The sequence below is a fragment of the Sinomonas atrocyanea genome (assembly GCF_001577305.1).
Taxonomy (GTDB): Bacteria; Actinomycetota; Actinomycetes; order Actinomycetales; family Micrococcaceae; genus Sinomonas; species Sinomonas atrocyanea.
In genome coordinates, this window is record NZ_CP014518.1 from 2,493,955 (window position 1) to 2,519,006 (window position 25,052).

At 72.1% G+C, this 25,052-nt stretch carries 18 protein-coding genes, 2 tRNA genes and 2 pseudogenes; 2 read left to right on the top strand and 20 right to left on the bottom strand.

From position 1 onward, the window contains the following. Positions 1-4 precede the first annotated feature (4 nt). The gene (acs, locus tag SA2016_RS11460) at positions 5-1,987 is read left to right on the top strand and encodes an acetate--CoA ligase (protein WP_066498147.1); all 1,983 of its coding nucleotides are present in this window, start codon (positions 5-7) and stop codon (positions 1,985-1,987) included. A 92-nt stretch (positions 1,988-2,079) separates the two neighbouring features. Here acs and SA2016_RS11465 read toward each other — a convergent pair. From SA2016_RS11465 to SA2016_RS11530, 14 genes and pseudogenes are all read right to left on the bottom strand, one after another. Next, positions 2,080-2,152 (bottom strand) — tRNA-Ala (locus SA2016_RS11465). Between the two features lies 1 nt (position 2,153). Then, positions 2,154-2,226 (bottom strand) — tRNA-Ala (locus tag SA2016_RS11470). A gap of 129 nt (positions 2,227-2,355) precedes the next feature. Beyond that, positions 2,356-3,033 carry a histidine phosphatase family protein gene (locus SA2016_RS11475; protein WP_066498149.1) on the bottom strand — a complete coding sequence of 226 codons (678 nt, stop codon included), beginning with the start codon at positions 3,031-3,033 and terminating at the stop codon, positions 2,356-2,358. Between the two features lie 5 nt (positions 3,034-3,038). After that, positions 3,039-3,431 carry a ribosome silencing factor gene (gene rsfS, locus SA2016_RS11480; RefSeq protein WP_066498152.1) on the bottom strand — a complete coding sequence of 131 codons (393 nt, stop codon included), beginning with the start codon at positions 3,429-3,431 and terminating at the stop codon, positions 3,039-3,041. Positions 3,432-3,465: 34 nt separating this feature from the next. Then, positions 3,466-4,767, bottom strand: a complete 1,302-nt coding sequence (locus tag SA2016_RS11485; RefSeq protein WP_066498154.1) for a hypothetical protein — start codon at positions 4,765-4,767, stop codon at positions 3,466-3,468. Positions 4,768-4,773: 6 nt separating this feature from the next. Further along, entirely contained in the window at positions 4,774-5,463 is a 690-nt protein-coding gene (nadD, locus tag SA2016_RS11490) for a nicotinate-nucleotide adenylyltransferase (RefSeq protein ID WP_257125753.1), read from the bottom strand. 11 nt (positions 5,464-5,474) lie between these two features. Continuing rightward, positions 5,475-5,717, bottom strand: coding sequence for a hypothetical protein (locus SA2016_RS11495; RefSeq protein ID WP_066498156.1), 243 nt, complete (start codon positions 5,715-5,717; stop codon positions 5,475-5,477). Between the two features lie 67 nt (positions 5,718-5,784). Further along, the gene (locus SA2016_RS11500; protein WP_066498158.1) at positions 5,785-7,149 is read right to left on the bottom strand and encodes a glutamate-5-semialdehyde dehydrogenase; all 1,365 of its coding nucleotides are present in this window, start codon (positions 7,147-7,149) and stop codon (positions 5,785-5,787) included. A gap of 44 nt (positions 7,150-7,193) precedes the next feature. Further along, positions 7,194-8,333, bottom strand: coding sequence for a glutamate 5-kinase (gene proB, locus SA2016_RS11505; RefSeq protein ID WP_066498160.1), 1,140 nt, complete (start codon positions 8,331-8,333; stop codon positions 7,194-7,196). Further along, entirely contained in the window at positions 8,314-9,921 is a 1,608-nt protein-coding gene (gene obgE, locus SA2016_RS11510; RefSeq protein ID WP_066498162.1) for a GTPase ObgE, read from the bottom strand. The genes proB and obgE overlap by 20 nt, the downstream gene beginning before the upstream one ends. A gap of 170 nt (positions 9,922-10,091) precedes the next feature. Beyond that, positions 10,092-10,346, bottom strand: a complete 255-nt coding sequence (gene rpmA / locus SA2016_RS11515) for a 50S ribosomal protein L27 (protein WP_066498165.1) — start codon at positions 10,344-10,346, stop codon at positions 10,092-10,094. A 48-nt stretch (positions 10,347-10,394) separates the two neighbouring features. Then, positions 10,395-10,706, bottom strand: coding sequence for a 50S ribosomal protein L21 (gene rplU, locus SA2016_RS11520; RefSeq protein ID WP_066498167.1), 312 nt, complete (start codon positions 10,704-10,706; stop codon positions 10,395-10,397). A 274-nt stretch (positions 10,707-10,980) separates the two neighbouring features. Then, positions 10,981-12,510: a bifunctional hydroxymethylpyrimidine kinase/phosphomethylpyrimidine kinase gene (locus SA2016_RS11525; protein ID WP_066498169.1), complete on the bottom strand. Its 1,530-nt coding sequence runs from the start codon at positions 12,508-12,510 to the stop codon at positions 10,981-10,983. A 4-nt stretch (positions 12,511-12,514) separates the two neighbouring features. Beyond that, positions 12,515-16,026 (bottom strand): annotated as a pseudogene (locus SA2016_RS11530) (Rne/Rng family ribonuclease). A 442-nt stretch (positions 16,027-16,468) separates the two neighbouring features. On the opposite strand from SA2016_RS11530, the gene SA2016_RS11535 reads away from it, so the two are divergent. Beyond that, a complete protein-coding gene (locus SA2016_RS11535; protein WP_066498172.1) occupies positions 16,469-17,152 on the top strand; it encodes a vitamin K epoxide reductase family protein in 684 nt (227 codons plus the stop codon). 211 nt (positions 17,153-17,363) lie between these two features. On the opposite strand, the gene ndk is transcribed toward SA2016_RS11535, so the two are convergent. The 6 genes and pseudogenes from ndk to SA2016_RS11565 form a co-directional block, all read right to left on the bottom strand. Continuing rightward, positions 17,364-17,783, bottom strand: coding sequence for a nucleoside-diphosphate kinase (ndk, locus tag SA2016_RS11540; protein WP_066498174.1), 420 nt, complete (start codon positions 17,781-17,783; stop codon positions 17,364-17,366). A 45-nt stretch (positions 17,784-17,828) separates the two neighbouring features. Continuing rightward, entirely contained in the window at positions 17,829-18,299 is a 471-nt protein-coding gene (locus tag SA2016_RS11545) for a DUF4233 domain-containing protein (protein WP_066502390.1), read from the bottom strand. Further along, entirely contained in the window at positions 18,299-19,684 is a 1,386-nt protein-coding gene (locus tag SA2016_RS11550) for a bifunctional folylpolyglutamate synthase/dihydrofolate synthase (protein ID WP_066498178.1), read from the bottom strand. The genes SA2016_RS11545 and SA2016_RS11550 overlap by 1 nt, the downstream gene beginning before the upstream one ends. Beyond that, complete coding sequence (gene ileS / locus SA2016_RS11555) at positions 19,681-23,040, bottom strand: isoleucine--tRNA ligase (RefSeq protein ID WP_066502392.1); 3,360 nt, start codon at positions 23,038-23,040, stop codon at positions 19,681-19,683. Before ileS ends, SA2016_RS11550 begins: the two co-directional genes overlap by 4 nt. Positions 23,041-23,897: 857 nt before the next feature. Beyond that, a pseudogene (locus SA2016_RS22265) lies at positions 23,898-24,662 on the bottom strand (SDR family oxidoreductase); the annotation flags it as partial. Positions 24,663-24,698: 36 nt separating this feature from the next. After that, a complete protein-coding gene (locus SA2016_RS11565; RefSeq protein ID WP_218030591.1) occupies positions 24,699-25,046 on the bottom strand; it encodes a DUF488 domain-containing protein in 348 nt (115 codons plus the stop codon). Positions 25,047-25,052 lie beyond the last annotated feature (6 nt).

Genomic DNA, 25,052 nt, shown 5'->3' on the forward strand with positions numbered 1-25,052 from the left:
CAGGATGGCCACCGCCCCAGAGGGGCCGCGTCCCTCTCCCTTGGAGAACCTGACAACCGAGGAGCGCGTCTTCCCTCCGTCGCCAGAGTTCGCCTCATCCGCGAACCTGCACGAAGACGCCTATGCCGAGGCCGAGCGCGATCCGCTCGCGTTCTGGGCCAAGCAGGCCGAGCGGCTCACGTGGTCGAAGAAGTGGGAGACAGTTCTCGACTGGTCGAATCCCCCGTTTGCCAAATGGTTCGTCGGAGGGCGCCTGAACGTGGCGTACAACTGCCTGGACCGGCACCTGGAGGCGGGCCTCGGGGAGCGTGTGGCCTTCTACTTCGAGGGCGAGCCGGGCGACAGCCGCACCATCACCTACGCAGAGCTCACCGAAGCGGTGTGCCAGGCGGCCAACACCTTGGCGGGCCTCGGGGTCAGGGCCGGTGACCGGGTGGCCATCTACATGCCGATGATCCCGGAAACCGTCGTGGCCATGCTCGCGTGTGCGAGGCTCGGGGCTCCGCATACGGTCGTCTTCGGCGGATTCTCTTCCGAAGCGCTGCAGGCCCGCATCCTGGACTGTGACGCGCACGTCGTCATCACGGCCGACGGCGGGTACCGCAGGGGCAACGCCACGGCCCTTAAGCCTGCGGTCGATGAGGCGCTCGTGGACTGCCCGGACGTCCACAGTGTGCTCGTAGTGCGGCGCACGGGCCAGGACGTGGGGTGGACGGAGGGGCGCGACCACTGGTGGCATGAGACGGTCGAACAGGCCGACATCCACCACGATCCGGAGGCCTTCGACGCCGAGCATCCGCTCTACGTCATGTACACCTCTGGCACGACCGGGAAGCCCAAGGGCATCCTCCACACCTCTGGCGGCTACCTGGTCGGCTGTTCCTATACCCACTGGGGCGTCTTCGACCTCAAGGCCGACACCGACGTCTTCTGGACGGCCGCGGACATCGGCTGGGTGACGGGGCACAGCTACATCGTCTATGGGCCGCTCAGCAACGCTGCGACGTCCGTGCTCTACGAGGGGACCCCCGACGCCCCGCACCGGGGAAGGTGGTGGGAGATCATCGACAAATACAAGGTCTCGATCCTCTACTGCGCGCCCACGGCCATCCGCACCTTCATGAAGTGGGGCGAGGACATCCCCGGACGCTTCGACTTGGGCTCACTCAGGGTGCTCGGTACCGTCGGGGAGCCGATCAACCCCGAGGCATACGTCTGGTATCGCGAGAACATCGGCCACAGTCGAGTGCCGGTGGTCGACACCTGGTGGCAGACCGAAACCGGCATGCAGATGATCAGCCCCCTGCCGGGTGTCACGCCGGCGAAGCCGGGCGCCGCCATGCGCGCACTGCCCGGGGTCTTCGCCGATGTCGTGGATGACGAGGGCCGCCCCGTCCCGAAGGGGTCCGGAGGCTATCTTGTGCTGACCGAGCCGTGGCCAGCCATGCTGCGGACGATCTGGGGAGATGACAAGCGGTACGTCGAGACCTACTGGTCGCGGTTCCCTGGGCTGTACTTCGCCGGCGACGGGGCCAAGCGCGACGAGGACGGCGACATCTGGTTGCTCGGACGCGTGGACGACGTCATGAATGTCTCCGGGCACCGCCTCTCGACAACAGAGATCGAGTCGGCCCTCGTGGCGCATCCCAAAGTAGCCGAGGCCGCGGTCGTGGGGGCCTCGGATGAGGTGGGCGGCCAGGGGATTGTGGCGTTTGTCATTCTCCGCGCAGACGCGGGAGACGGCGGGCCCGACGTCGTGCAGGAACTGCGCGAGCACGTCGAACACGAGATCGGCAAGATCGCGAGGCCGAGGCAGATCATGATCGTCCCTGAGCTGCCCAAGACGCGGTCGGGAAAGATCATGCGCCGGCTCCTGCGCGACGTCGCAGAGCAGCGCCCGATCGGCGACGTCACGACCCTTGCGGACACGACCGTCATGGAAACCATCAAGGCCAACCTCGCTGCCGGAGCCGAGGGGCAGAGCTAGGCCGCGGGGCGGTTGCCCTCCTCCGGAAACGCGTGAGGCCGCCCATCGGGCGGCCTCACAGCTCGGATGCACTTTTGATACGAGCAACTCCGTGGAGGTAAGGGGATTCGAACCCCTGACCTTCTGCATGCCATGCAGACGCGCTACCAACTGCGCCATACCCCCGTGGAGCTGAGGGGACTCGAACCCCTGACCCCCTGCATGCCATGCAGGTGCGCTACCAGCTGCGCCACAGCCCCGGAAGTCGGTTCCAGACGTGTCGTGACGGGCCTTCAGAGCCCTTCACCCCGTCCGGAGCAACTCGATTATCTTAGAGCCTCGCGGCCCGTCCGCACAAATCAGCGGCGGCCGCCGCGCGACGTCGTGCGTCAGCCCTCTTCGACGGTGACGGGCACGGGCAGGGTCCCCGCGTTGTGCTCGCCCAGCCGCCACCGGGGACCCCCATCGCGGTGCGGCCGGCGCTCCTCGAGGATGGACCACGAGCAGTTCGAGAGCCCCGCCAGCGCGCCCCAGAGGTCGTGCGGCAGGCCCAGCAGGTGGGCGAGGCCCACGCGGATGGCACCGCCGTGGCTCACGACCACGAGGGTCCCGTCGGCGGGCACCGCGGCGAGGGCGCGGTCCACGGCGCGGTGGACGCGGGCGGCGACGTCGAGGCGCGTCTCGGCGCCGCCCGCGGCCGTGTTGACGTCGCCGTCCTCCCAGCGGCGGAGCGCCTCGGGGTCCATGCCCCGGATCGCATCGAATGTGTGCCCCTGCCAGGCGCCGGCGTTGGTCTCGCGCAGCCCGCTGTCCACGGCCACCGGCAGGCCGGTCACCGCGGCGAGGGCCTCGGCGGTCGCCCGCGTGCGGTCCAGGTCCGAGGAGACGATGGCGGACGGGGAGAGCGAGGCGAGCCGGCGCGCGGCCTGGTGGGCCTGGCGGTGGCCCTCCTCGTTCAGCGGGATGTCGGTCTGCCCCTGGAACCGGCCGGCGGCGTTCCAGTCGGTGCGCCCATGGCGCCAGAACACGATGCGCCGCAGCGCCCCGCGTGCGGCGTCGGGGTGCACCGCCCTCAGCCCGCGGCGGAGGCGGAGGCCCCCGCGTCGTCGAGGCCGAGGTCCACCAGAGGGCAGTCCTTCCAGAGGCGCTCGAGCGCGTAGAAGGCGCGGTCCTCGCGGTGCATGACGTGGACCACGACGTCGCCGAAGTCGAGCAGGACCCAGCGGCCCTCGGAGCGGCCCTCGCGGCGCACGGGGCGCCGGTCCAGCTGGACGATCAGCTCGTCCTCGATGTTGTCCACCACGGCGTTGACCTGCCGCTCGGTGTCCGCCGAGGCGATGACGAAGACGTCGGTGATCGCGAGCCGTTCGCTCACGTCTACGGCGACGATGTTCTCGGCCAGCTTGTCTGCTGCGGCCTTCGCGGCCGTGCGGGCCAGCTCGACGGCCGTCTCTGTTGCGCTCACTCTTCTCCTTGGAAGCTTGCTGCTGCGGGGCGGGCTACTTGCCGCCCAGCACGATCATGATGATGGCGACGATGAGGGCGAGGATGCCGACCGCGCCGATGGCCAGGAGCACGATGCGCTCGCGCTGGGCCCGGCCCATGCCCGCGTGCGCGGAATCGAGCGGGTCGAGACCGTGGGCGCTGCGGGCAGAGACTGGGGCGCCTTCCGGCATGTCCCCGCGGGGCTGGGCGCGGCGGACGTCCACGGGCCGCGAGCCGGCAGGTCCGGCGCCCGCGGACCGCGGCTGGCGCGCATTCTTCCCGGTGACCACGGGCACGTGGGTGGTCGTGGGGGGCTTCATGACCGGGTGCGGGACCCCCGGCACCCGCACGAACTCGAGCGGGGTCACCATCGCGAGGTTGTCGGTGGCCGCGGGGGCGGGCGCCTTCCGCGGCGGAGCCGCCGCTTCCTTCCGCGATTCCTCGGCGAGGCGCTGCTTGGCCTGGGCGCGGCGGTTCAGCACGGCGGCGCGCTCGGCCATGGCCACCTGCTCGGCGAGGAGCGCCGGGTCGACTTCGGTCCCGGCCCCGCCGCGCTGGGCCTCGAGCATGGCCGCCTGGTTCTTGGCCTGCTCCTTGAGCAGTTCGCGGGCGGCGGCGATCTGCTCGTGGCTGAGCCGGCGGAAGGAGCCGGTCTCGGGGCCCAGTGCGGGGGTGACCGTCAGGCCCTGCGGCACGATCCCCTGCATGGCCGTCGGCGGCGCCGGGTCGACGCCGGGCACGGGCGCCGTGCCGCCCTCAGGTGGGCCCTGCGGCCGGGGGACGACCGGCAGCGGCTGGGCCGAGGGAGCCGGCCCTCCGGGGGCCTCGGCCGGCGGCTGCTGGGCGGGCGCTCCGGGAACACCCGTGATCGGCGGGATCTTGCCCGTCTCGCGTTCGCGGATGGAGCGGCGGGTCGGGAAGGACTGCCGGGCGTTCTGGGCGGCCTGCTCCTTCTCGGCCAGCTCCCGCAGCACGCGCTGGGCAGCGCGGTCCCGGGCGCGCGCCTGGGAGCTGCGCTCGGAGGGCGCCGGCTCGCTTCCCGCGGTGCGGGCGCGGGGGGCGCGGGCGGGTGCGGGCGGCACGGCGGCGGACGACGGCGCGTGGCCGCCGCGCGCTGACGCCGCAGCCGCGCCGTGGGCAGCCGCGAGGGCTTCGGACCGGGCACGGGCGGCCGCGGCCGCCGCCTCGGCCCGGCCACGGGCCTCCGCCTCGGCCTGGTCCGGCGTCAGCTGCTGCTGCGGGGCCGAGGCGAGTGCAGCCTGCTGGGCCAGGCGACGCTCGCGCCGGCTCGTGATCGGCCTATCCTCGTTGCTCATGCCTGCTCATCGCACAGCAGCTGCTGTGCTCCCTGCCTCTCCGTTCTCGTCCTGCGCGTGGCCGTCGCCGTCGTCGGACGGGCGGCCCTTCCCACGGTAGAGGCCGTACTTGGCGATGTACTGCACCACGCCGTCGGGAACCAGATACCAGACCGGCTCGGCCACGGCCACGCGCGCGCGGCAGTCCGTCGAGGAGATCGCCATCGCGGGCACCTCGAGGAGGCTGACGTCCGTCCGGCCGAGGTCGTGCAGCTCATGGCCGGGCCGGGTCACGCCCACGAAGTGGGCGAGCTCCCACAGCTCGTCGACGTCCTTCCACCCCACGATCTGCGCCATGGCGTCGGCGCCGGTGATGAAGTAGAGGTCGGCCTCGGGCCGCAGCCGCCGCAGGTCGCGCAGCGTGTCCTTCGTGTACGTCGGGCCGGGCCGGTCGATGTCCACGCGGCTCACCGTGAAGCGCGGGTTCGACGCTGTCGCGATCACCGTCATGAGGTAGCGGTGCTCGGCGGCGCTGACCGTGCTCTTGGACTTCTGCCACGGCTCCCCCGTCGGCACGAACACGACCTCGTCGAGATCGAACTTCGACGCGACCTCGCTGGCCGCAACAAGGTGGCCGTGGTGGATCGGATCGAAGGTGCCGCCCATGACACCGAGGCGGTGACGGCGTGCGCTCCGGGGCTGCTCTGCTGGGGCCAAGGCGAAAGGGTTCAGTGGCCCTGGCCGCGGTCGTGCTTGTTCGGGTGCTGGCGGTGCGGATCCGCGTGCTCGTCGACGGCCTCGTGGCGGCGGCCGAGGTTGGTGTAGGAGACCGTCACGAACATCAGCACTGCGAAGATCACGAACATCGTCACACCGATGACGAGCGGCGGTGCGATGAGCGGCGCGGGCTCCTCGTGGCCGGCGGCCTCCGCTGTGACGTTGACTGCGGTGCTGATCAGCGTTGCCAGCATGGTCTCCCCTTCAGGTCGTGTCTCTCAGATGAAGCATCTGGACTGGCTATCATCCTACCCCGGCGGATCAGGCGCGGACCTGCCCCTCGCCCTGCACGATCCACTTGGTGGTCGTCAGCTCCGACAGGCCCATGGGGCCGCGGGCGTGCAGCTTCTGGGTGGAGATCCCCACCTCTGCGCCGAGTCCGAGCTCGCCGCCGTCGGTGAACCGGGTCGAGGCGTTGACCATGACCGCGGCCGAGTCGACCTCGGCGATGAAGCGCTCGGCGTTCGCGAGGTCGTTGGTGATGATGGCCTCGGTGTGGCCGGTGCTCCAGCGGCGGATGTGCGCGATCGCCTCGTCGAGTCCGTCCACCGTGGCGACCGCGAGCTCGAGGTCCATGTACTCGGTGGCCCAGTCCCGGTCGGTCGCCTCGTCCGCGGCCACGTCGGCCGGCAGCGCCGCGAGGGTGCGCCCGTCGACGTGCAGGCGCACACCGCGCTCGGCGAGGGCCCGCGCGACGGCGGGCAGCACCGTGGAGTCCTTGTGGACCAGGACGGTCTCGACCGTGTTGCAGACACTCGGGCGCTGCGTCTTGGCGTTGATAAGGATCTCCACCGCCATGCGCTCGTCGGCGCTCGCGTCGACGAACACGTGGACGTTGCCCTCGCCGGTCTCGATGACGGGCACGGTCGAGTTGAGCACCACATTCTGGATCAGGTCGCGGCCGCCGCGCGGGATCAGCACGTCCACCCGGCCCCGGGCCCTCATGAGGGCGTTGCCGCCCTCGCGCCCGTAGGCGTCCACGCTCTGCACGGCGTCGTCGGGGAGGCCCACGGAGGCGAGGGCGTCGCGGATGATCCCCAGCAGGGCCGCGTTGGTGTGGCCCGCCGCGCTGCCGCCGCGCAGGATGACGGCATTGCCGCTCTTGAGGGCCAGCCCGGCGATGTCCACGGTCACGTTGGGGCGCGCCTCGTAGATGGCGGCGACCACGCCCATCGGCACGTTGACCTGGCGCACCCGCACCCCGTTGGGCAGCGTCTGGCCCCGGACCACGGTGCCCACGGGGTCGGGCAGCCCCGCCAGGGTCTCGAGGGCATCGACGAGTCCGTCGATGCGGGCCGGGTTCAGGGCGAGCCGGTCGAGCAGGGCCTTGGATGTGCCGTTGGCGCGTCCCGCCTCGAGGTCCTCGCTGTTGGCGGCGAGGATCGCGGCCTCGTTCTCCTTCAGCGCGGCGCCGATCGCCCGGAGCGCGCGGTCCTTCCAGGCGCGGTTGGCGCGGGCCAGCACGCGCGAGGCGGTGCGGGCGCGGTCGCCGATCGCGTGGACCGCCGCCTCGACGTCCGCCGGAACGAGCACGGCCTGCCCGGGCGCCGGGGTGGCCGGTGCGGTGGCAGCAGTGGTCTCGGGCTGGACGGAGGCAGGCGCATTCGCGCGCGCGGTGTCGGTCATGCAACAAGTCTACCGAGGCGGGCGCGGGCGGGCCCCGCCCGGCGTCACACGAGCACGAGGTCGTCGACGTGGACGACGACGCGCTCGTACTCGGGCCCGAGCTCGCGCCCGAGGTCCCTGGTCGAGCGGCCCAGCATGGCCGGGAGCTCGTCCGCGGAGAAGTTGACGAGCCCGCGGGCGAGCACGTGGCCGGACTGGTCGGCGATCTCCACCGGGTCGCCTGCCTCGAACTCCCCCGAGACGGCCGTGATGCCGGCGGGCAGCAGCGAGCGGTGACGCTGCCCGACGGCCCGGACGGCGCCGTCGTCGAGCGTGAGGGTCCCCCGGACCGCCGCGAGGTGCTCGAGCCAGAGCAGCCGCACCGGCTTGCGACGTCCGCTCACGCTGAACCAGGTGCCCACGTCCTCCCCGGCGAGGGCGCGCGCAGCGGCGGCGGTGGAGGTCACGAGGGCGGGAATGCCGGAGCTGGCGGCGATGCTCGCGGCCTCGACCTTGGTGGCCATGCCGCCGGTGCCCACGCCGGCCTTGCCGGCGCTGCCGATCCTCACCCCGTCGAGGTCGGCGGCGTCGCGGACGTGGTCGATCCGCACGCCCCCCTCGGTCGGCGGCCCCGTGTAGACGGAGTCCACATCGGAGAGGAGCACGAGCGCGTCGGCGTGTACGAGGTGGGCCACGAGCGCGGCGAGCCTGTCATTGTCGCCGAAGCGGATCTCATGCGTGGCCACGGTGTCGTTCTCGTTCACCACCGGGACCACGCCGAGGTGCAGGAGCTTCTCGAGGGCGCGGTGCGCGTTCTTGTACTGGGTCCGGCGCACGAGGTCGTCGGCGGTGAGGAGCACCTGGCTTACGGTCACGCCGTGCGCCGTGAACGCCTGCGTGTAGCGCGCCATGAGCAACCCCTGCCCCACGCTCGCCGCAGCCTGCTGGGTGGCGAGGTCCTTGGGCCGGCGCGCCAGCCCGAGCGGGGCCAGGCCGGCGGCGATGGCACCCGAGGAGACGAGGACGATCTCGGTGCCGGCGTTGGCACGCTCGGCGAGGGTGTCGACGAGCGCCTTGAGGGCCTTCTCCGAGATGCCGCCCCGGATCGTCGTCAGGGACGAGGAGCCGACCTTGACCACGATCCTGCGGGCCTCGGGCAGCCATTCGCGCCCGCGCGCGGTGGCCTCAGAGGTCGTCGTCGTCATCGACCCACTCTCCCTCGGCGGCCTCCTCGGCGGCCACGGTGTCCTTCTCCGGCGTCCGGCGCCGCGACGACTCGGTCCAGATGCCGGCGCGGCGCTCGGCCTCGAGCTCCTCGCGCGCCGCGGCCCTCGCGGCCTTGCGGTCCTCGTAGTCCTCGCGCTTCTGGGCGCGGGTGGGGCGTTCCCAGTCTGCGAGGCGCAGGTCCGTGCCCCGGGGCCCGGTGAGCACCTCGGCCCCGGTCATCATGGTCGGCTCCCAGTCGAAGACCACCGCGTTGTCCTCGCCGATGACCACGGTGTCCCCCGGCTTCGCGCCGACCTTGAAGAGCTGGTCCTCCACCCCGAGGCGGTCGAGGCGGTCCGCGAGGTACCCGATGGCCTCCTCGTTGGTGAAGTCGGTCTGCTTGACCCACTTCTCCGGCTTCTCCCCCAGGACGCGGAACAGCGGCTCGAGGTTGCGCTCCTCGCGCCGGATCGTGAATCCGGCCTCGTTCACGGCGCGGGGACGGAGGACGGCGGGTGCCACCTTCGGCGGGGCGGCCTGGACGGCGTCCCGGGCGGCCTGGACGATCTCGGCCATCGCGAAGCCGAGGGGCTTGAGGCCCGCGTGGCTCGTCGCGGAGACCTCGAAGACGCGGTATCCGCGGCGCTCGAGCTCCGGCCGGACCATCTCGGCCATGTCCTTCCCGTCGGGCAGGTCCGTCTTGTTCAGGGCCACGAGCTTGGGACGGGCGTTGAGCGGCTGCGCCTGCCCGTCGGCGCCCGCGTAGCTCATGTCCACGGCGTACTTCTCGAGCTCGCGCTCGATCACGTCGAGGTCGTCGATGGGGTTGCGGTCGGCCTCGAGGGTGCCGCAGTCGAGGACGTGGACGATCGCCGCGCACCGTTCGACGTGGCGAAGGAAGTCGTGGCCGAGGCCGCGGCCCTCGCTCGCGCCCTCGATGAGGCCCGGGACGTCGGCGATGGTGAAGCGCACGTCGCCGGCCTGGACCACGCCGAGGTTGGGCACGAGGGTCGTGAAGGGGTAGTCGGCGACCTTCGGGCGGGCGGCGGACATGGCGGCGATGAGGCTCGACTTGCCTGCCGAGGGGTAGCCGACGAGGGCGATGTCCGCGATCGACTTGAGCTCGAGGACGATGTCCCGCTCGTCCCCGGGGATCCCGAGGAGGGCGAAGCCGGGGGCCTTGCGCTTGGCCGAGGCGAGCGCGGCGTTGCCGAGGCCGCCCTGGCCGCCGGCCGCGGCCACGTACTCGGCGCCCTCGCCGACCAGGTCCGCCAGGACCTTCCCGTCGCGGGACTTGACCACGGTGCCGTCCGGCACGGGCAGCACGAGCGTGTCGCCGGTGTGCCCGGCGCGCCAGTCGCCCATGCCGGGGCCGCCGTTCTGGGCGTGCCGGTGCGGGGAATGGTGGTAGTCGAGCAGCGTCGTGGTCTGGTGCGACACGCGCAGGACGACGTCGCCGCCGTTGCCGCCGTTGCCGCCGTCGGGGCCGCCGAGCGGCTTGAACTTCTCGCGCTTGACCGAGATGCAGCCGTGGCCGCCGTTCCCGCCCGAGACGTGCAGGACTACGCGGTCCACGAAGCTCGCCACGTCATTCTCCTTAGCTCTTCGGGCCTGTCACCCGATTCTAGTGCTGGGCCGTGCCTGCCCCTCCGGAACGGAGTGGGGACACAGCAAAAGGGTGGAGCGGACCACTGGCCCACTCCACCCTGTGTCAACGGACCGCGCCCAAGGGCGCAGCCGCTGCTGCCTGTCCTCTGCTACGCAGCGACGACGATGTCCACGATCCGGCGCCCGCCACGGGTGCCGAACTGGACCGCGCCCGCGGTCAGAGCGAAGAGGGTGTCATCCTTGCCGCGACCCACGCCGTTGCCGGGGTGGAAGTGCGTGCCGCGCTGGCGGACGATGATCTCGCCGGCGTTGACGGACTGGCCGCCGAAGCGCTTGACGCCGAGGCGCTGGGCGTTCGAGTCGCGGCCGTTGCGGGTGGAGCTTGCGCCCTTCTTGTGTGCCATGAGCTGTGCCTCCCTGAGGAAATCTAGAGTCTGGGCGAACCCGAAGGTTCAGGCGTTGATGCCGGTGATCTTGACCTTGGTCAGCTCCTGGCGGTGGCCCTGGCGCTTCTTGTAACCGGTCTTGTTCTTGTACTTCTGGATGACGATCTTCGGGCCGCGCAGGTCCTCGAGGACCTCGGCCGTGACCGTCACCTTGGCCAGCTCGGCAGCGGCGGAGGTCACCTTCTCGCCATCGACCAGCAGGAGGGCGGGCAGCTCGATGGTGCTGCCGGCCTCACCGGCCACGCGGTTGAGGGTGACGAGGTCTCCGACGGACACCTTCTCCTGACGGCCGCCGGCGCGGACAATCGCGTACACCACTGGGGAACTCACTTCTCTCGACTGATATTTCCAAAAGCTCTTTGCGCGCGGCGCCCGGCGTCCGTGCCTTCGCACGGCGCGTCAGGCGCCCAAGTGTGCTTCTGCCGTGAGTCCGCGAGGGGAATCCCTGGGAGTGAATACCCAAGTGACGGCGCAAGCACCGAGGATCAAGAATACGCTAGTCCTCTGTCCGGCCGCAAATGAGGCCTACCCGGCCACTGCCTGCCGGAAAAGCACGCCCGACCAGTGTATCCCACCGGCCGGGCGTGCCCCGTCACGCGAACCTGCGCGGCGCGTCGAAGAACTCGCGCTCGTAGACGGCGGACGCGGCGAAGGCCTCGCGCATCGCCGTGCGCTCGTCGACCGAGGCGCGGCGGCCCGCGGCGTCGGTGAAGGCGATGGCACGGCGGGTCGCCGCGGCAAAGCCCTCGTCGGCGTACGTGCCGATCCAGGCGCCGTACGGATGCGCGTCCTTCTCGGGCCGGGCGGCATGCCGCGCGTGCAGGGCCGCGCCGACCTCGGCGTAGATCCAGTAGCAGGGCAGCGCTGCCGCGGCGAGCACGGCATAGCTTCCGGACGCAGAGGCCGCGAGCAGGTGGTCCACGTAGGCCTTCGTCACCGGGCCGGGGACGGCAGCGCCGGTGCCGCCGGTCCCCGCCCCGGCCGCGGCGGCGTCGTGCGCGGGCTGCGGATGGCGGGAGAGCCAGGTGCGGTGCAGCTCGGCCTCGACCTCTAGGCAGACCCGGGCGCCCTCCGCCCAGAAGGCCTGCTCCTCCTCCGTCGGGGCGAGCGCGCTCGCCCTGGCCAGGACGCGGGAGTACCCGTTGAGGTACAGGGCGTCCTGGGTGAGGTAGTAGGCGAAGTGCGCCTGGGACAGTGTCCCGTCGTCGAGCTGGGCGACGAACGGCAGCGCGTCGATCTCGGCCCGGACCTTGGCCGTGTCGCGCCAGAGCCCGTCCGTGAACTCGCCCTCGGCGAGGGGAACGGACCCCGTGAGGTGGTGGAAGTGGTGCACGGGGCCGTGGCCCCCGCCGACCTCGAGGTCGCCCGAGGCGGCCAGCGCACCGCGCAGCCACTCCTTGACCACCGCGAGCGAGCGCGCCCAGTCGCCGGTGCGGACCTGCACCGTGGCCAGTGCGGAGGACAGCGAGCAGCCGGTGCCGTGCGTGTTGCGGGTGGACACCCGATCGCCGTCGAGCTGTACGAGGACGCCGTCCGCTCCGCGCCGGGCATCGACGATCGCGTCGGGACAGGCCGCGCCGTCGAGGTGGCCGCCCTTGACGAGCACCGCTCCCCCGGTGCGCTCAGAGAGCCGGCGCCCCTGGTCGAGCGCCTCCTCCCAGGACGATGCCGTCGCCTCTCCGAGCAGCGCCCCGAGCTCGGGCAGATTGGGCGTGACGAGATGGGCGTGGGCGAGCAGGTCGCGCAGCGCCTCCTCGGCGTCCGCGGCGAGGAGCCGGTCGCCGCTCGTGGCGACCATCACCGGATCGAGCACGACGACGGCCGGCCGCGCCCGCTCGAGCCAGGCGGCCACCGTGCGGATCACCTCCGCGTCGGCGAGCATGCCGATCTTCACCGCATCGATCTGGATGTCGCTGCCGACGGCCTCGAGCTGGGCCGCGAGGAAGTCCGCCGGCGGGGTGTGCACTGCGGTGACACCGCGGGTGTTCTGGGCGGTGAGCGCCGTGATGGCGCACATGCCGTAGCCGCCCATCGCCGCAATGCTCTTCAGGTCGGCCTGGATGCCGGCTCCGCCCGAGGGGTCGGAGCCGGCGATGCTCAGGACGCGCGGAACGCTGCCCACAGCGCTACAGCTCCGACGCCGGGACGCCGACGCCGAGGATCATGGGGCCGCCCTCGTCCTTCGGGCTGTCCTTGGCGGCCCGGCCTGCCTCTGCCGGCTGCGCGGGCGCAGCGGCGGAGCGCGTCTGGCCGCCGACGGCGCCTGCGGTCTCCTCGACGCGCGTCACCTCCGCCGAGCCCTGGCCGCTGCGGGCGCCGCGGCTGCGGCGCTTGCGGCCCTGGCGCGGCTCGACCTCGCTCGGCGCGTGCCGCTCCCCCGTGAGCTGGTCGAACGCGTGGCTGAGCGCGTCGAGGCTCAGGGCCGGTGCGGCGGCCGGGGGCTCGTGCGGCGTGTCGCCGTGCGGGATCTCGATCCGCTCCCCGCCGATCGTGAGGACGGGCCGGCCGTCCTCGCCTTCGGAGGTGGCGCGGGCCGTGGCAGGCCCGTGGGTTGCCTCAGCCCGGGCCGCCGGGGCGGACGAGGCCAGGGCGCGCACCGGCTCCTGGGCCTGCCGTGCGGCGGCGTGCTCGGCCGCGCCGGCCGCCTCCGCCGGGACGGTGGACGTGGCTGCGGGCGCCTGCTGCGCGGTCTGCTGTGCGGTCTGCTGTGCGGGCGCCTCCGGGGCGGGCCCGGCAGCGGGTGCGTGCTCGGCGGGCGCGGGGTGCTCGCCGTCGTGCAGGTGGGCAGCGTGGGCCGCTGCTGCCACGGCGGCAAGAGCGGCGCGGGTCGCCTGGGCGCGGGCCTGGCGCTCGGCGTCGTCGGCCGGCGGAGCGGCGGGCTGCGCCGGGGCCGCCTGCGGCTCGGCCGGCTGCCCGCTGCCGCGGCGGCGGCGCTTGCGCCCGCTGCTGGCGGCGGCGCCCTCAGTCCGCGGGGGGCCTGGTGCTCGGGTGCCGGCGCCGGCGGACGGCTGCCGCGCTCCACGGGCTCCTCGTGGGTGATGACGCCGCGGCCGCCGCACACCTCGCAGTTCTCGCTGAAGACCTCGAGCAGGCCCGTGCCCATGCGCTTGCGGGTCATCTGGACCAGCCCGAGCGAGGTGACCTCGGCCACCTGGTGCTTGGTGCGGTCACGCCCGAGGCACTCGACCAGACGGCGGAGCACGAGGTCGCGGTTGGACTCGAGCACCATGTCGATGAAGTCGATCACGATGATGCCGCCGATGTCCCGCAGGCGCAGCTGGCGGACGATCTCCTCCGCGGCCTCGAGGTTGTTCTTGGTGACGGTCTCCTCGAGGTTGCCGCCCGAGCCGGTGAACTTGCCGGTGTTGACGTCGACCACCGTCATGGCCTCGGTCCGGTCGATCACGAGGGAGCCGCCCGAGGGCAGGAACACCTTGCGGTCGAGCGCCTTGTGGATCTGCTCGTCGATGCGCCAGTGGGCGAAGACGTCCTCGTCCGCCTCGTACTTCTCGAGCCGACCGAGGAGGTCCGGCGCGACGTAGGTGACGTAGGCCTCGATCGTGTCCCAGGCCTCCTCGCCGCTCACGATGAGCTTCGAGAAGTCCTCGTTGAAGACGTCGCGGACCACCTTGATGGTCAGGTCGGGCTCGCCGTACAGGAGCTCCGGCGCGAGCACCTTGGTGCTGGAGGCCTGCTCCTGGATCGACTCCCACTGGGCGCGGAGCCTGTTGATGTCGTGGGTGAGCTCTTCCTCGCTCGCGCCCTCGGCGGCGGTGCGCACGATCACCCCGGCGTCCTCGGGGAGCCGGTCCTTGAGGATCTTCTTCAGCCGCGCCCGCTCGACGTCGGGCAGCTTGCGGGAGATGCCCGTCATCGATCCGCCGGGCACGTACACGAGGTAGCGGCCGGGCAGGGAGATCTGGCTCGTGAGCCGCGCACCCTTGTGGCCCACCGGGTCCTTCGTGACCTGGACGAGGACGGAGTCCCCGGACTTGAGCGCGTTCTCGATGCGGCGCGGGGCGCCGTCGAGGCCAGCCGCGTCCCAGTTGACCTCGCCGGCGTACAGGACGGCGTTGCGGCCGCGGCCGATGTCCACGAAAGCCGCCTCCATGGAGGGCAGCACGTTCTGGACCCGGCCGAGGTAGACGTTGCCGATGAGCGAGTCCTGCTGCGTCTTGGAGACGAAGTGCTCCGCCAGCACGCCGTCCTCGAGGACCGCGATCTGGATGCGGTCGTCCTTCTGGCGGACCACCATCTGGCGGTCCACGGACTCGCGGCGCGCCAGGAACTCGGCCTCGGTGATGACGTGGCGGCGGCGCCCCGACTCGCGGGACTCGCGGCGGCGCTGCTTCTTGGCCTCGAGGCGGGTGGAGCCCTTCACGCTCTGCACGCGGGTGCTCGTCGGCTCCGACGGCGTGCGGGGCGCGCGGACGCGGGTCACCGTTCCGGGCGGGTCGTCGTCGAGGCCGCCCTCGAGCTCGAGGTCGGCCTCGCCGCGGCGGCGGCGCCTGCGGCGGCGGGACGTGACCTCGTCGGTCTCCTCGTCAGCGTCGCCGTGCTCGGCGTCCTGGTCGTCGCCGGCCTCGGAGGCGCGCGTGCGGCCCCGGCGGCCGCGTCCGCGGCGGCGACGGCGTCCGGTCAGCTCCGACTCCTCGTCCTCCTCCTGCTCCTCCTCGTGGTCCTCCACGGGCTCTGCGGCCACCGGCCGCACGACCGTGCTGAGGTCAGGGGCCTGGAAGATCATCGAGGTCGGAGAGATGGGCTCCCGGAAGAGCGACGCGAAGCCGCCCTCCGGCTGCTCCCCGGTCTCCGCCTCGGCGGCTTGCGGGGCGGCTGCCTCCTCGCGCGGGGCGCGGGCCGGCGCGGATTCCTGCGGGGCCGCTTTCCGGGTGTTCGGCTCTGCGGCCTGCTTCTCGGGCTCGGCTGCGGCAGCGGCCTGCACCACCTCGGCCGGGGCCTCGCCGGCTGCACCCGGTCGCGCCGCAGCGCGGCGGCGGGCGCGGACCGAGCTCTTGGCCCGGGAACCGGCCGCGGGAGCAGCGGCGTCCTCGTCCTGCGGTGCCTGCGCCTGGTCCGCAGCGGCCGCGTGCTCGGGACGGCGCGTCTCCTCCTTCACCGCGGCGGCCCTGGCGGAGGTCCGCCGTCGGCGCAGCGCCTTCTGCTCGGTGGCCTCCGTGCCCTCGGCGCCCGTCACCTCAGCGGCTGGCTGGGCCGCCGGGACGGCAGCCGTCGCCTCAGCGGCAGGCTGGGCCGCCGGGACGGCTTCGGCGTCGTTGGCGGGGGCAGCCTGCTGCTCCCCCTGCAGCCTGGCGGCCTCTGCGGCCTGCTCGGCAGCCACCGGCTCGGCGGTTGGCTCCTTGGTCGCGGCGGCGGCGCGGCGCGTGCGGGTCGCCCGCTTCGGCTTGGCCGGCGGCTCAGCCGCGCTGGCCTCGGCCTCGCTGACCTCGGTGCTGGCGATCTGGGGCGCCTCCGCCACGGCGGCGTCCACCTCTGCCGGCTCCTGGGCGGCGGCCGGCGACGCGGCCGGGCTCGAGGCGCTGCGCCGCCGGGTGGTGCGGCGGGGCTTCTGCTGCTCGACTGCCACGTGCTCGGCTACCGCTGCGTCGTCAGGTGCGGCTGCGCCCGGCTGCTGTTCCATATCCATCTGTACGTACTCCAAAGGCCGCCCCGTCCGTCCCCACATACGGCGGCCGCGGCGGCGCCACGAGTCGGCACCCGCAGGCGCCGACGAAGTCAGTCCTGTGCCCTCGCGGAATCCCGCGCGGGCCGGCGCCACGTTGCAACCCGCCACCGGTCGAGGCCGGGCAGGTGCCGCTCTGGCCCGCGCATCCCGGTCGGGATCGGTGGATCCGGACGGGCACGGGGCGGCGGTCTTCTCGCTGAGCACCGGACCGGGCACTGCATGTGGATCAGCGTCCGGCCACTGGCATTCTCTCACATGCCGGCCCGGCAAGATCCGGAAGGGCGCGCCCGCCGCCGCCGCGTCGCGCGGGGTCCGGCCCGCGGGCGGGGCTGGACGGGCTCCAGTGATCGCCCAGACGGGCAGCCTAGAATCGGAGCATCCCGCAGGAAGGACCTCCATGACTCCCCAGAGCAGCCCGAGCCGGGCAACGACCGCGTCCGAGACCCACGAGGCCGGCACGGACGGGACGGCCGCCCTCCCCGACGGCGACCGGCACGTGATGACCCGCACCGTCCCGTTCGCGTGGCTCGTGCTGGTCACGAGCGTGGTCGGCTGGCTCGCCTCGGGCGAACTCGTCCTCGAGAAGATCGAGAAGCTCATCAACCCCAGCCACACCACGATCTGCGACGTCAACCCGTGGGTCTCCTGCGGCGAGGTCATGAGCACATGGCAGAGCTCGCTCTTCGGTTTTCCGAACATGTTCATCGGGATCGTGGCCTTCGCGGTCACGATCACCGTGGCGATGGCGCTCCTGGCCGGGGCCCGCTTCAGCCGATGGTTCTGGGTCGGCCTGCAGGTCGGCGTCACGCTCGGCTTCGTCTTCGTCATCTGGCTGTGGAGCCAGGCCCTCTACGCCATCGGGATCCTGTGCCCGCTGTGCATGATCGTGTGGGCCATGATGATCCCCCTCTTCGTCTGGACCACCGCCCGCAACGTCGCCCACGGCGTCATCCCCGCGCCGGCCCGGGTCGCGAAGGCCCTCGCCGACTGGGGCTGGGTGACGGTGGCGGTGCTCTACGTCGCGGTCATCGCGACGATCTTCTTCCGCTTCCTGAACCTCTTCGTCCCCTCCACCATGTAGCCCCCCTCGCCGTTTCGGGTACGCATCTCGTCGCGCTTCTGCCGTTCCGGGTACGCATCTCGTCGGCTTTCCGGCATTCCGGGTACGACGACGGCCGGCGCCTTCCACACGGAAGGCGCCGGCCGTCGTCGTCTGTGGATCCTCCGGAAGGATCGGCCGCTGGCGCGCGTACCCGAAACGCGAAATCAGCGTCGAGATGCGTACCCGAGAGTCAGCGGGAGAACCAGATGCCGATCTCGCGCGCGGCGGACTCGGGCGAGTCGGACCCGTGGACGAGGTTCTGCTGGACCTTCAGGCCCCAGTCGCGGCCGAAGTCGCCGCGGATGGTTCCCGGGGCCGCGGCGGTCGGGTCAGTCGCGCCGGCGAGCGAGCGGAAGCCCTCGATGACGCGCTCGCCCTCGAAGACCGCCGCGACCACGGGGCCGCTCGCCATGAACTCGAGCAGCGGCTCGTAGAAGGGCTTGCCCTCGTGCTCGGCGTAGTGCTCGGCCAGCAGCTCGCGGCTCGGCGTGAGCTGCTCGAGGGCCGCGAGGCGGTAGCCCTTCGCCTCGACGCGGGCAAGGATGGCACCGGTCAGGCCGCGGGAGACACCGTCGGGCTTGACGAGGACAAGGGTGCGTTCGGTGGTCACAGGTACTCCTGGGTGAAGGGGCTGGTTTCCCGCCCAGTCTACTGATCAGGCCCCGCCGCCGGCGGCGCCGGTCCCCGCCGGACCGCCCTCGGGGTGCGTGCGCTCCCATGCGGCCTGCTCGCGGTCGCGCTGGAGGTTCTCCCGGTCGAGGCGGGCGCCGGTGCGGACCGCGAAGAACCACGTCACCAGCAGGATCCCGCCGACGAGGAACATCGTGGGCTCGAAGAAGCCGAGGGCAACGAGGACCAGCTGCAGGATCCAGCCGAGGGCCATGCCCCACGGTCGGGAGACCACGGCGCACGAGAGCACGAACACGGCGAGCAGGACGAACCCGCCGCCGAGCACCGTCCCGGCGCCGAGATCATGCGCGCGCAGCCCGAACAGCACGAGCGTGGCGAAGAACACCACGAAGGCCTCGGTCAGCAGGAGCACCGAGGCGAACATGACGCGGACGGAGCGGCGCTTCTTGGGCATGCCCGGGCGCCACTCGCGCTGGGCCCTCGTGAGCCTGGCCATCATGAGGCATCCTTTCCCAGGAGGGTGCGGGCCTCGCCCACCACCGTGATCGATCCCGTGATCAGCACCCCGCCGGCGAAGTCCTCGGTGGCGTCCGCGCGCTCGACGGCGTACGCGATGGCGTCGTCGAGCTTCTCCTCGACGTGCACGGCGTCCTCGTCGAATCCGAGGTCGAGGGCCAGCTCGGCGAGCTCCTCGGCCGGGATGGCGCGCGGGGACGCCGACTGGGTGAAGCAGTACTCGACGCGCTCGTCCGCGAACTCCTCCTCGAGGGTCCGCAGGATCTCCTCGGCGTCCTTCTCGCGCAGGACGCCGAGCACGATGACGAGGGTCGAGAAGTCGAACGCCTCCTTGAGGGCCTGCGCGCTGACCCGGATCCCGTCCGGGTTGTGCGCGGCGTCCACGATGATCGTCGGGGACGTCCGGACGGTCTCGAGCCGTCCGGGAGAGCTGACCTCCGCGAAGCCCTCGCGCAGCAGGTCGATCGAGAGCTCCCGCTCCCCGCCGCCGAGGAAGGCCTCGAGGGCCGCGACGGCCACCGCGGCGTTCTCCGCCTGGTGGGCGCCGTGCAGCGGCACCGCGAGGTCCTCGTAGCGCCCGGCGAGGCCGCGCACCGTGACGAGCTGGCCGCCGACGGCGAGCGAACGGGACTCGACCCCGAACTCCACGCCCTCGAACCGGTGCGGCACGCCCACCTCGCGGGCCTTCTCGAGGAGCACCTGCGCGGCGCCCCGGGGCTGGGCCGCGCTCACGAGGAAGCCGCCGCGCTTGATGATGCCGGCCTTCTCGCGCGCGATGTCCTCGACGGTGTCCCCCAGCAGGTCGGTGTGGTCGAGGGAGATGGGGGTGACGACGGAGACCGCGCCGTCGCCGACATTGGTGGCGTCGGTGATGCCGCCAAGGCCGACCTCGATGACCGCCACGTCCACGGGCTCGTCCGCGAAGACGGCGAAGCCGAGGATCGTGACGCACTCGAAGTACGTCAGCCGCGGCTCGTCGGCCGCCTCGAGCTCGGCGTCCACGATCGCCAGGTACGGGGTGATCTCATTCCAGATCCGCACGAAGGTCGCGTCCGGCACCGGGGCACCGTCGAGGCTGATGCGCTCCGTCACCCGGGCCAGGTGCGGGCTCGTGTACCGCCCGGTGCGCAGCCCGTGGGCCCGGAGGCCCGCCTCGATCATGCGGGCGGTGGACGTCTTCCCGTTGGTGCCCGTGATGTGGATGATCGGGAAGGCCCGGTTGGGCTCGCCGAGCACGTGCATCGCCCGGAAGAGGGGCGCGAGGCGCGGCTCCATCTTGTTCTCCGGGGCCCGGCTGAGGAGGATCGCGTAGACCTCCTCGACCGTGGTCGGCTCCGCCGCGGGGCCGGTGGCGCGATCGCTCACTGGCCAGCCTCCCCTGCGCGCACGCCCTGGCCGTCGGCCACGCCGGCGTCGACGCGCTCGACGAGCGCTGAGGGCTCGACGTCGGCCACGAGCAGCTCGAGCTCGACCGCGAGGGTCTCGCCCCTGAGCAGCTCGGCATGCTCGCGGGCAGCCGCGATGACGTGCGCCTTCGCGGTCACGCTCGCGCGGATCCGGTCGCCCACGGCGAGGTCGGCCTCCTTGCGGGCCTGCTGGATCACGCGCACGAGGTCGCGGGCCAGGCCCTCGGCCTCGAGCTCGGGGGTGAGGCCCGTGTCGAGGACCACGAAGCCCCCGCCCGGGAGCATGGCGACGGCGGCGTGCTCGCCTGCCTTCGCCGGGTCCACGACCGTCTCGAGCGTGTACTCGTGCGGTTCGAGGCCGATGCCCCCGGCGGTGACGGAGCCGTCGTCGGCCACCGACCAGTCCCCCGACTTCGAGCCCTTGATGGCCGTCTGGACGCCCTTGCCGAGGCGCGGGCCGGCGGCGCGGGCATTGACGACGAGCCGGCGCTCGATGCCGAACTCCTCCTCGCTGGCGTCGGCCGCGTCGAGGAGCCGGACGGCCTTGAGGTTCAGCTCGTCCGCGATGACCGCTTCCGAGCCAGAGAGCTCCGCCGCGCCGGGCACGACGACGGTCATCGCCGCGAGCGGCAGGCGCACCCGCAGCTTCGCGGCCTTGCGCAGCGACGAGCCGGCCGAGCACACGGCCTGGGTGCGGTCCATCTGCTCGACGAGCGCGGGGTCGTCGGCGAAGAGCGCGGCGTCCGGCCAGTCGGTGAGGTGGACCGAGCGGCCGCCGGTGAGGCCGCGCCAGATCTCCTCGGTGACGAGGGGCAGCAGCGGCGCCGCGACGCGGCACACGGCCTCGAGCGCGGTGAAGAGGGCGTCGAAGGCGTCGGCGTCCTCGTCGAAGAACCGCTGGCGGGACCTGCGCACGTACCAGTTGGTGAGCATGTCGAGGTACTCGCGCAGCACGTCGCATGCGGTGGAGATGTCGTAGGCGTCGAGGTGCTGCTGCATCCCGCGCACGAGGCGTCCGGTCTGGGCCATGAGGTAGCGGTCCAGGGGGTCGGTGTATCCGTCGTGCCGGACTGCCGCCTCGAAGCCTGCGCCGGCAGCGCCGTCGCGGGAGGCGCGCGCCGCGTTGGCGTAGAGCGTGAAGAAGCTGTACACGTTCCACAGCGGCAGGATCACCTGGCGCACGCCGTCGCGGATGCCCTGCTCGGTGACGATGAGGTTGCCGCCGCGCAGGATGGGGCTGGCCATGAGGAACCAGCGCATCGCGTCGGAGCCGTCGCGGTCCAGCACCTCGGAGACGTCCGGGTAGTTGCGCAGGCTCTTGGACATCTTCTGCCCGTCGGAGCCGAGCACGATCCCGTGGCTGATGACATTGCGGAAGGCGGGACGGTCGAACAGCGCCGTCGCGAGGATGTGGAGCGTGTAGAACCAGCCGCGGGTCTGGCCGATGTACTCGACGATGAAGTCGCCGGGGTTGTGCGTCTCGAACCATTCCTGGTTCTCGTACGGGTAGTGGACCTGGGCGTACGGCATCGACCCGGAGTCGAACCAGACGTCGAGGACGTCGGGGACGCGGCGCATCGTGGACCGCCCCGTGGGGTCGTCCGGGTTGGGCCGGGAGAGCTCGTCGATGAAGGGCCGGTGCAGGTCGGGCTTGCCCTCGTGGTTGAGCGGGAGCCGGCCGAAGTCGGCCTCGAGCTCGGCGAGGGAGCCGTAGACGTCGGTGCGCGGGTACTCCGGGTTGTCCGAGACCCAGACGGGGATGGGCGATCCCCAGTAGCGGTTGCGGCTGATCGACCAGTCGCGCGCGTTCTCGAGCCACTTGCCGAACTGGCCGTGCTTGACGTTGCCCGGGATCCAGGTGATCTGCTCGTTGAGCTCGAGCATGCGGTCCTTGATCTTGGTGACCTCGACGAACCAGCTCGAGACGGCGCGGTAGATCAGGGGGTTCCGGCAGCGCCAGCAGTGCGGGTAGCTGTGCACGTAGCTGGCCTGCTTCAGGAGGCGGCCCTGCTCGCGCAGCACGCGGGTGATGGGCTTGTTGGCCTCGAAGACCTGCAGCCCCACGATCTCCCTCAGCGGGGCGTTCTCGCGCGAGCCGAACAGCGGAAGGAACTTGGCGCCGTCGTCCACGGAGAGGATCACCGGGATGCCGGCCGCCTCGCAGACGCGCTGGTCGTCCTCGCCATACGCGGGCGCCTGGTGGACGATGCCGGTGCCGTCGGTCGTGGTGACGTAGTCGGCGACGAGGATGCGCCAGGCCTTGCCCGTGCCGTAGACCTCGGCGTCGGCGAAGTAGTCCCACAGCGGCTCGTACCGGATGCCCTCGAGCTCGGTACCGAGGTAGGTGCGCTCGACGGCGGCCGCGGCGGCCTGGGCGTCCTCGTAGCCGAGGTCCTTGGCGTAGGAGGCCACGAGGTCCTCGGCGAGGAGGAAGCGGGTGCCGGCGGCGAACGGCGAGACACCGGGCGCGCTCACCCCGTCGGGTCCGGCGGGCACGACGGCGTAGCGCACCTCGGGCCCGACGGCGAGCGCTGCGTTGGTGGGCAGCGTCCACGGCGTCGTGGTCCAGGCGATGGCGAGGACGCCGGCAAGCTGGCGGGAGACGTCGGAGTCGCCGGCGAGCAGCGGGAAGGTGACCGTGACCGTCTGGTCCTGGCGGTCCTTGTACACGTCGTCGTCCATGCGCAGCTCGTGGTTGGACAGCGGCGTCTCGTCGTTCCAGCAGTACGGCAGCACGCGGTAGCCGCTGTACGTGAGCCCCTTCTCATGGAGCGTCTTGAACGCCCAGATCACGGACTCCATGTACTCGACGTTGAGGGTCTTGTAGTCGTTCTCGAAGTCGACCCAGCGGGCCTGGCGCTTGACGTAGGCTTCCCACTCGCGCGTGTACTTGAGGACCGAGGCACGGCAGGCGTCGTTGAACTTGTCGACGCCCATCGCGTCGATGTCCGACTTCTGGTTCATGCCGAGCTGCTTCATGGCCTCGAGCTCGGCGGGAAGGCCGTGGGTGTCCCAGCCGAAGCGCCGCTCGACCCGCTTGCCGCGCAGGGTCTGGTAGCGCGCCACGAGGTCCTTAGCGTAGCCGGTGAGCAGGTGGCCGTAGTGCGGCAGGCCGTTGGCGAAGGGCGGCCCGTCGTAGAAGACGAACTCGTTGGCGCCGTCACGCCCGGCATCCCGGCCGTCGACCGATGCTTGGAAGGTGCCGTCCTCGTCCCAGTAGGCGAGGATGCGCTCCTCCAGCTCGGGGAAGCGCACGGAATGGGTCGTCGCCGCATCCTGGGCGGCTGCTGCAGAGGCCTTGGGGTACACGCTCACTCGGATCCTGGCTCGCTTCATGCTGCTGGATGCGAGGACGGCGTCCACCCGGATCTGCCGGACGGGGCCGCGGTACCACCTCACTTGCCCGCACCGGCCGGCGCGGGCCTCTCATTGACGGCTGTGACGGGCCTGCCCGTCCGGTTCTACTGGGCGTCCCCGCTGCGGCGGGTGGCGCTGTTCTTCCGGAAGCTCGCCGGTGATGGCCGGGTCGACGCTGTGCTGCCCAGTCTACGCATCCGCGCTCGGCCCTGTCGAAAGTCCCGAATATCTCCAACGACTAGAATAACAGGCCCAGGGGGCGCACAATGGAGCCGTCCCACCACGCGCACGAAGGAGCCCAGGATGCGCACCACCCCAGCACTGTCGCTGCCGACCCTCGTCTCGGCGCAGGAATGGGTCGCCGCGGCCGCCGCCGACGGCCTCCGGCTCGAGATCGCCCACACCGGACGCCGCCAGCGGGTGGGACGCACCACTCGCTCGGCCGCCACCGCCATCCTGCGCACCGCCCTCGAGAACGCGGCGCGGCACGCGGACTGCTCCCGGCCGGTGCGGCTCGAGATCGCCTGGCAGCCCGGGGGCCTCAGGCTGCGGATGCTCAACGTTCCCGGCGAAACGGCCCTCGGCCAGATCCTGCGGCCCGGCCGCGGGATCGCCTCGATGGCCGCACAGGCCCGCCGCGCCGGCGGCTGGCTGCGGGCAGGACTGTCCGAGGAAGGGTTCGAGGTCGCGGCCTTCCTGCCGTGCGCCGTGCCGTTCCCCGTGCAGGCCCGCGCCCACGTCGCGGGAGCGCGGCGCCCTGCGCCGGCCCTGCCCGCGTGCGCGGCCGGCGCGTGAGCCGGACGCGCCCTAGGCCCCTTGCGGATGAGCTTGTGGGCGGCGGCCTGCGCGACCGGCCGCACCACGATCTCGTCGAGGTTGATGTGGTGCGGCACGGTCACCGCGTACCGGACGATGTCGGCGATGTCCTCCGCCGTGAGGGGCTCCTCGACGCCCTCGTACACCTTGTCGGCCGCCTCGGCGTCGCCGCCGAGACGGCGGAGGGAGAACTCCTCCGTCTTGACGAGCCCGGGCAGCACCTCGATGACGCGCACGTTGTTCTCGGCCTCCTCGAGGCGCAGCGCCCGGGTCATGGCCCGCTCGGCTGCCTTGGCGGCGTTATAGCCGCCGCCGCCCTCATAGGAGACGAGCGCGGCCACCGAGGTGAGGTTGAGCACGGTCCCCTGGCCGTTCGCACGGAGCATCGGCAGGAAGGCGCGCGTGATCTTCATCGTGCCGAGGACGTTCGAGCGGAACATCCACTCCCAGTCCTCGGTCTTGGCCTCCGCGACCCAGTCCGTCCCGCGTGCGCCGCCGGCGATGTTCACGAGCGTGTCGGCCCCTCCCCCATCGGCGACGGCGGCGACGAGCCGCGCGACGTCGTCGTCCTCGGAGATGTCGGCGGGGACGGCGATCGCGCCGGTCTCGGCGGCAAGGCTTTCGAGCCGCTCGGCCCGCCGGGCCACGGCGAACACCCGCCAGCCCTCCGCGGCGAGCGCCCGCACCGTGGCCTCTCCGATCCCGGTGCTCGCTCCCGTCACGATCGCGGAGCGCTGGTCAGTCTGGGGCACAGTCGTCGTCATGCGCCCAACCTACCGCGCTCCCCCGCCGCGGGCCCGTCAGCGGGCCCGGAGCAGGTCCGCCAGGACCACGGCCTGATTGTGCTCGGTGTCCCTGGCCGAATACACGAGGTCCACGCTGTCGTGGTCGCGGACGGCGGCCCTGAGCTCGTCGAAGGCCTCGGCGCCGTCGAGCTCCTGGCGGTACTTCCGCGCGAACTCCTCGAAGCGGGCAGGGTCGTGGCCGAACCACGTGCGGAGCCCGTCGGAGGGCCCGACCTCCTTGAGCCAGAGGTCCACCGCGGCCCTGTCCTTGCTCAGCCCCCGGGGCCAGATGCGGTCCACGAGAATGCGGTAGGTTCCCTCGGGGGAAGGCTCGTACACCCTGCGGATCCCCATACTGCCCATGCCGCC

Bases quoted from the DNA above. Each gene is read 5' to 3' on its own strand.
- acs (WP_066498147.1), top strand. From the start codon at position 5: ATGGCCACCGCCCCAGAGGGGCCGCGTCCCTCTCCCTTGGAGAACCTG.
- SA2016_RS11485 (WP_066498154.1), bottom strand. From the start codon at position 4,767: ATGAGCAACGAGGATAGGCCGATCACGAGCCGGCGCGAGCGTCGCCTG.
- SA2016_RS11495 (WP_066498156.1), bottom strand. From the start codon at position 5,717: ATGCTGGCAACGCTGATCAGCACCGCAGTCAACGTCACAGCGGAGGCC.
- SA2016_RS11500 (WP_066498158.1), bottom strand. From the start codon at position 7,149: ATGACCGACACCGCGCGCGCGAATGCGCCTGCCTCCGTCCAGCCCGAG.
- proB (WP_066498160.1), bottom strand. From the start codon at position 8,333: ATGACGACGACGACCTCTGAGGCCACCGCGCGCGGGCGCGAATGGCTG.
- rpmA (WP_066498165.1), bottom strand. From the start codon at position 10,346: ATGGCACACAAGAAGGGCGCAAGCTCCACCCGCAACGGCCGCGACTCG.
- SA2016_RS11535 (WP_066498172.1), top strand. From the start codon at position 16,469: ATGACTCCCCAGAGCAGCCCGAGCCGGGCAACGACCGCGTCCGAGACC.
- SA2016_RS11545 (WP_066502390.1), bottom strand. From the start codon at position 18,299: ATGGCCAGGCTCACGAGGGCCCAGCGCGAGTGGCGCCCGGGCATGCCC.
- SA2016_RS11565 (WP_218030591.1), bottom strand. From the start codon at position 25,046: ATGGGCAGTATGGGGATCCGCAGGGTGTACGAGCCTTCCCCCGAGGGA.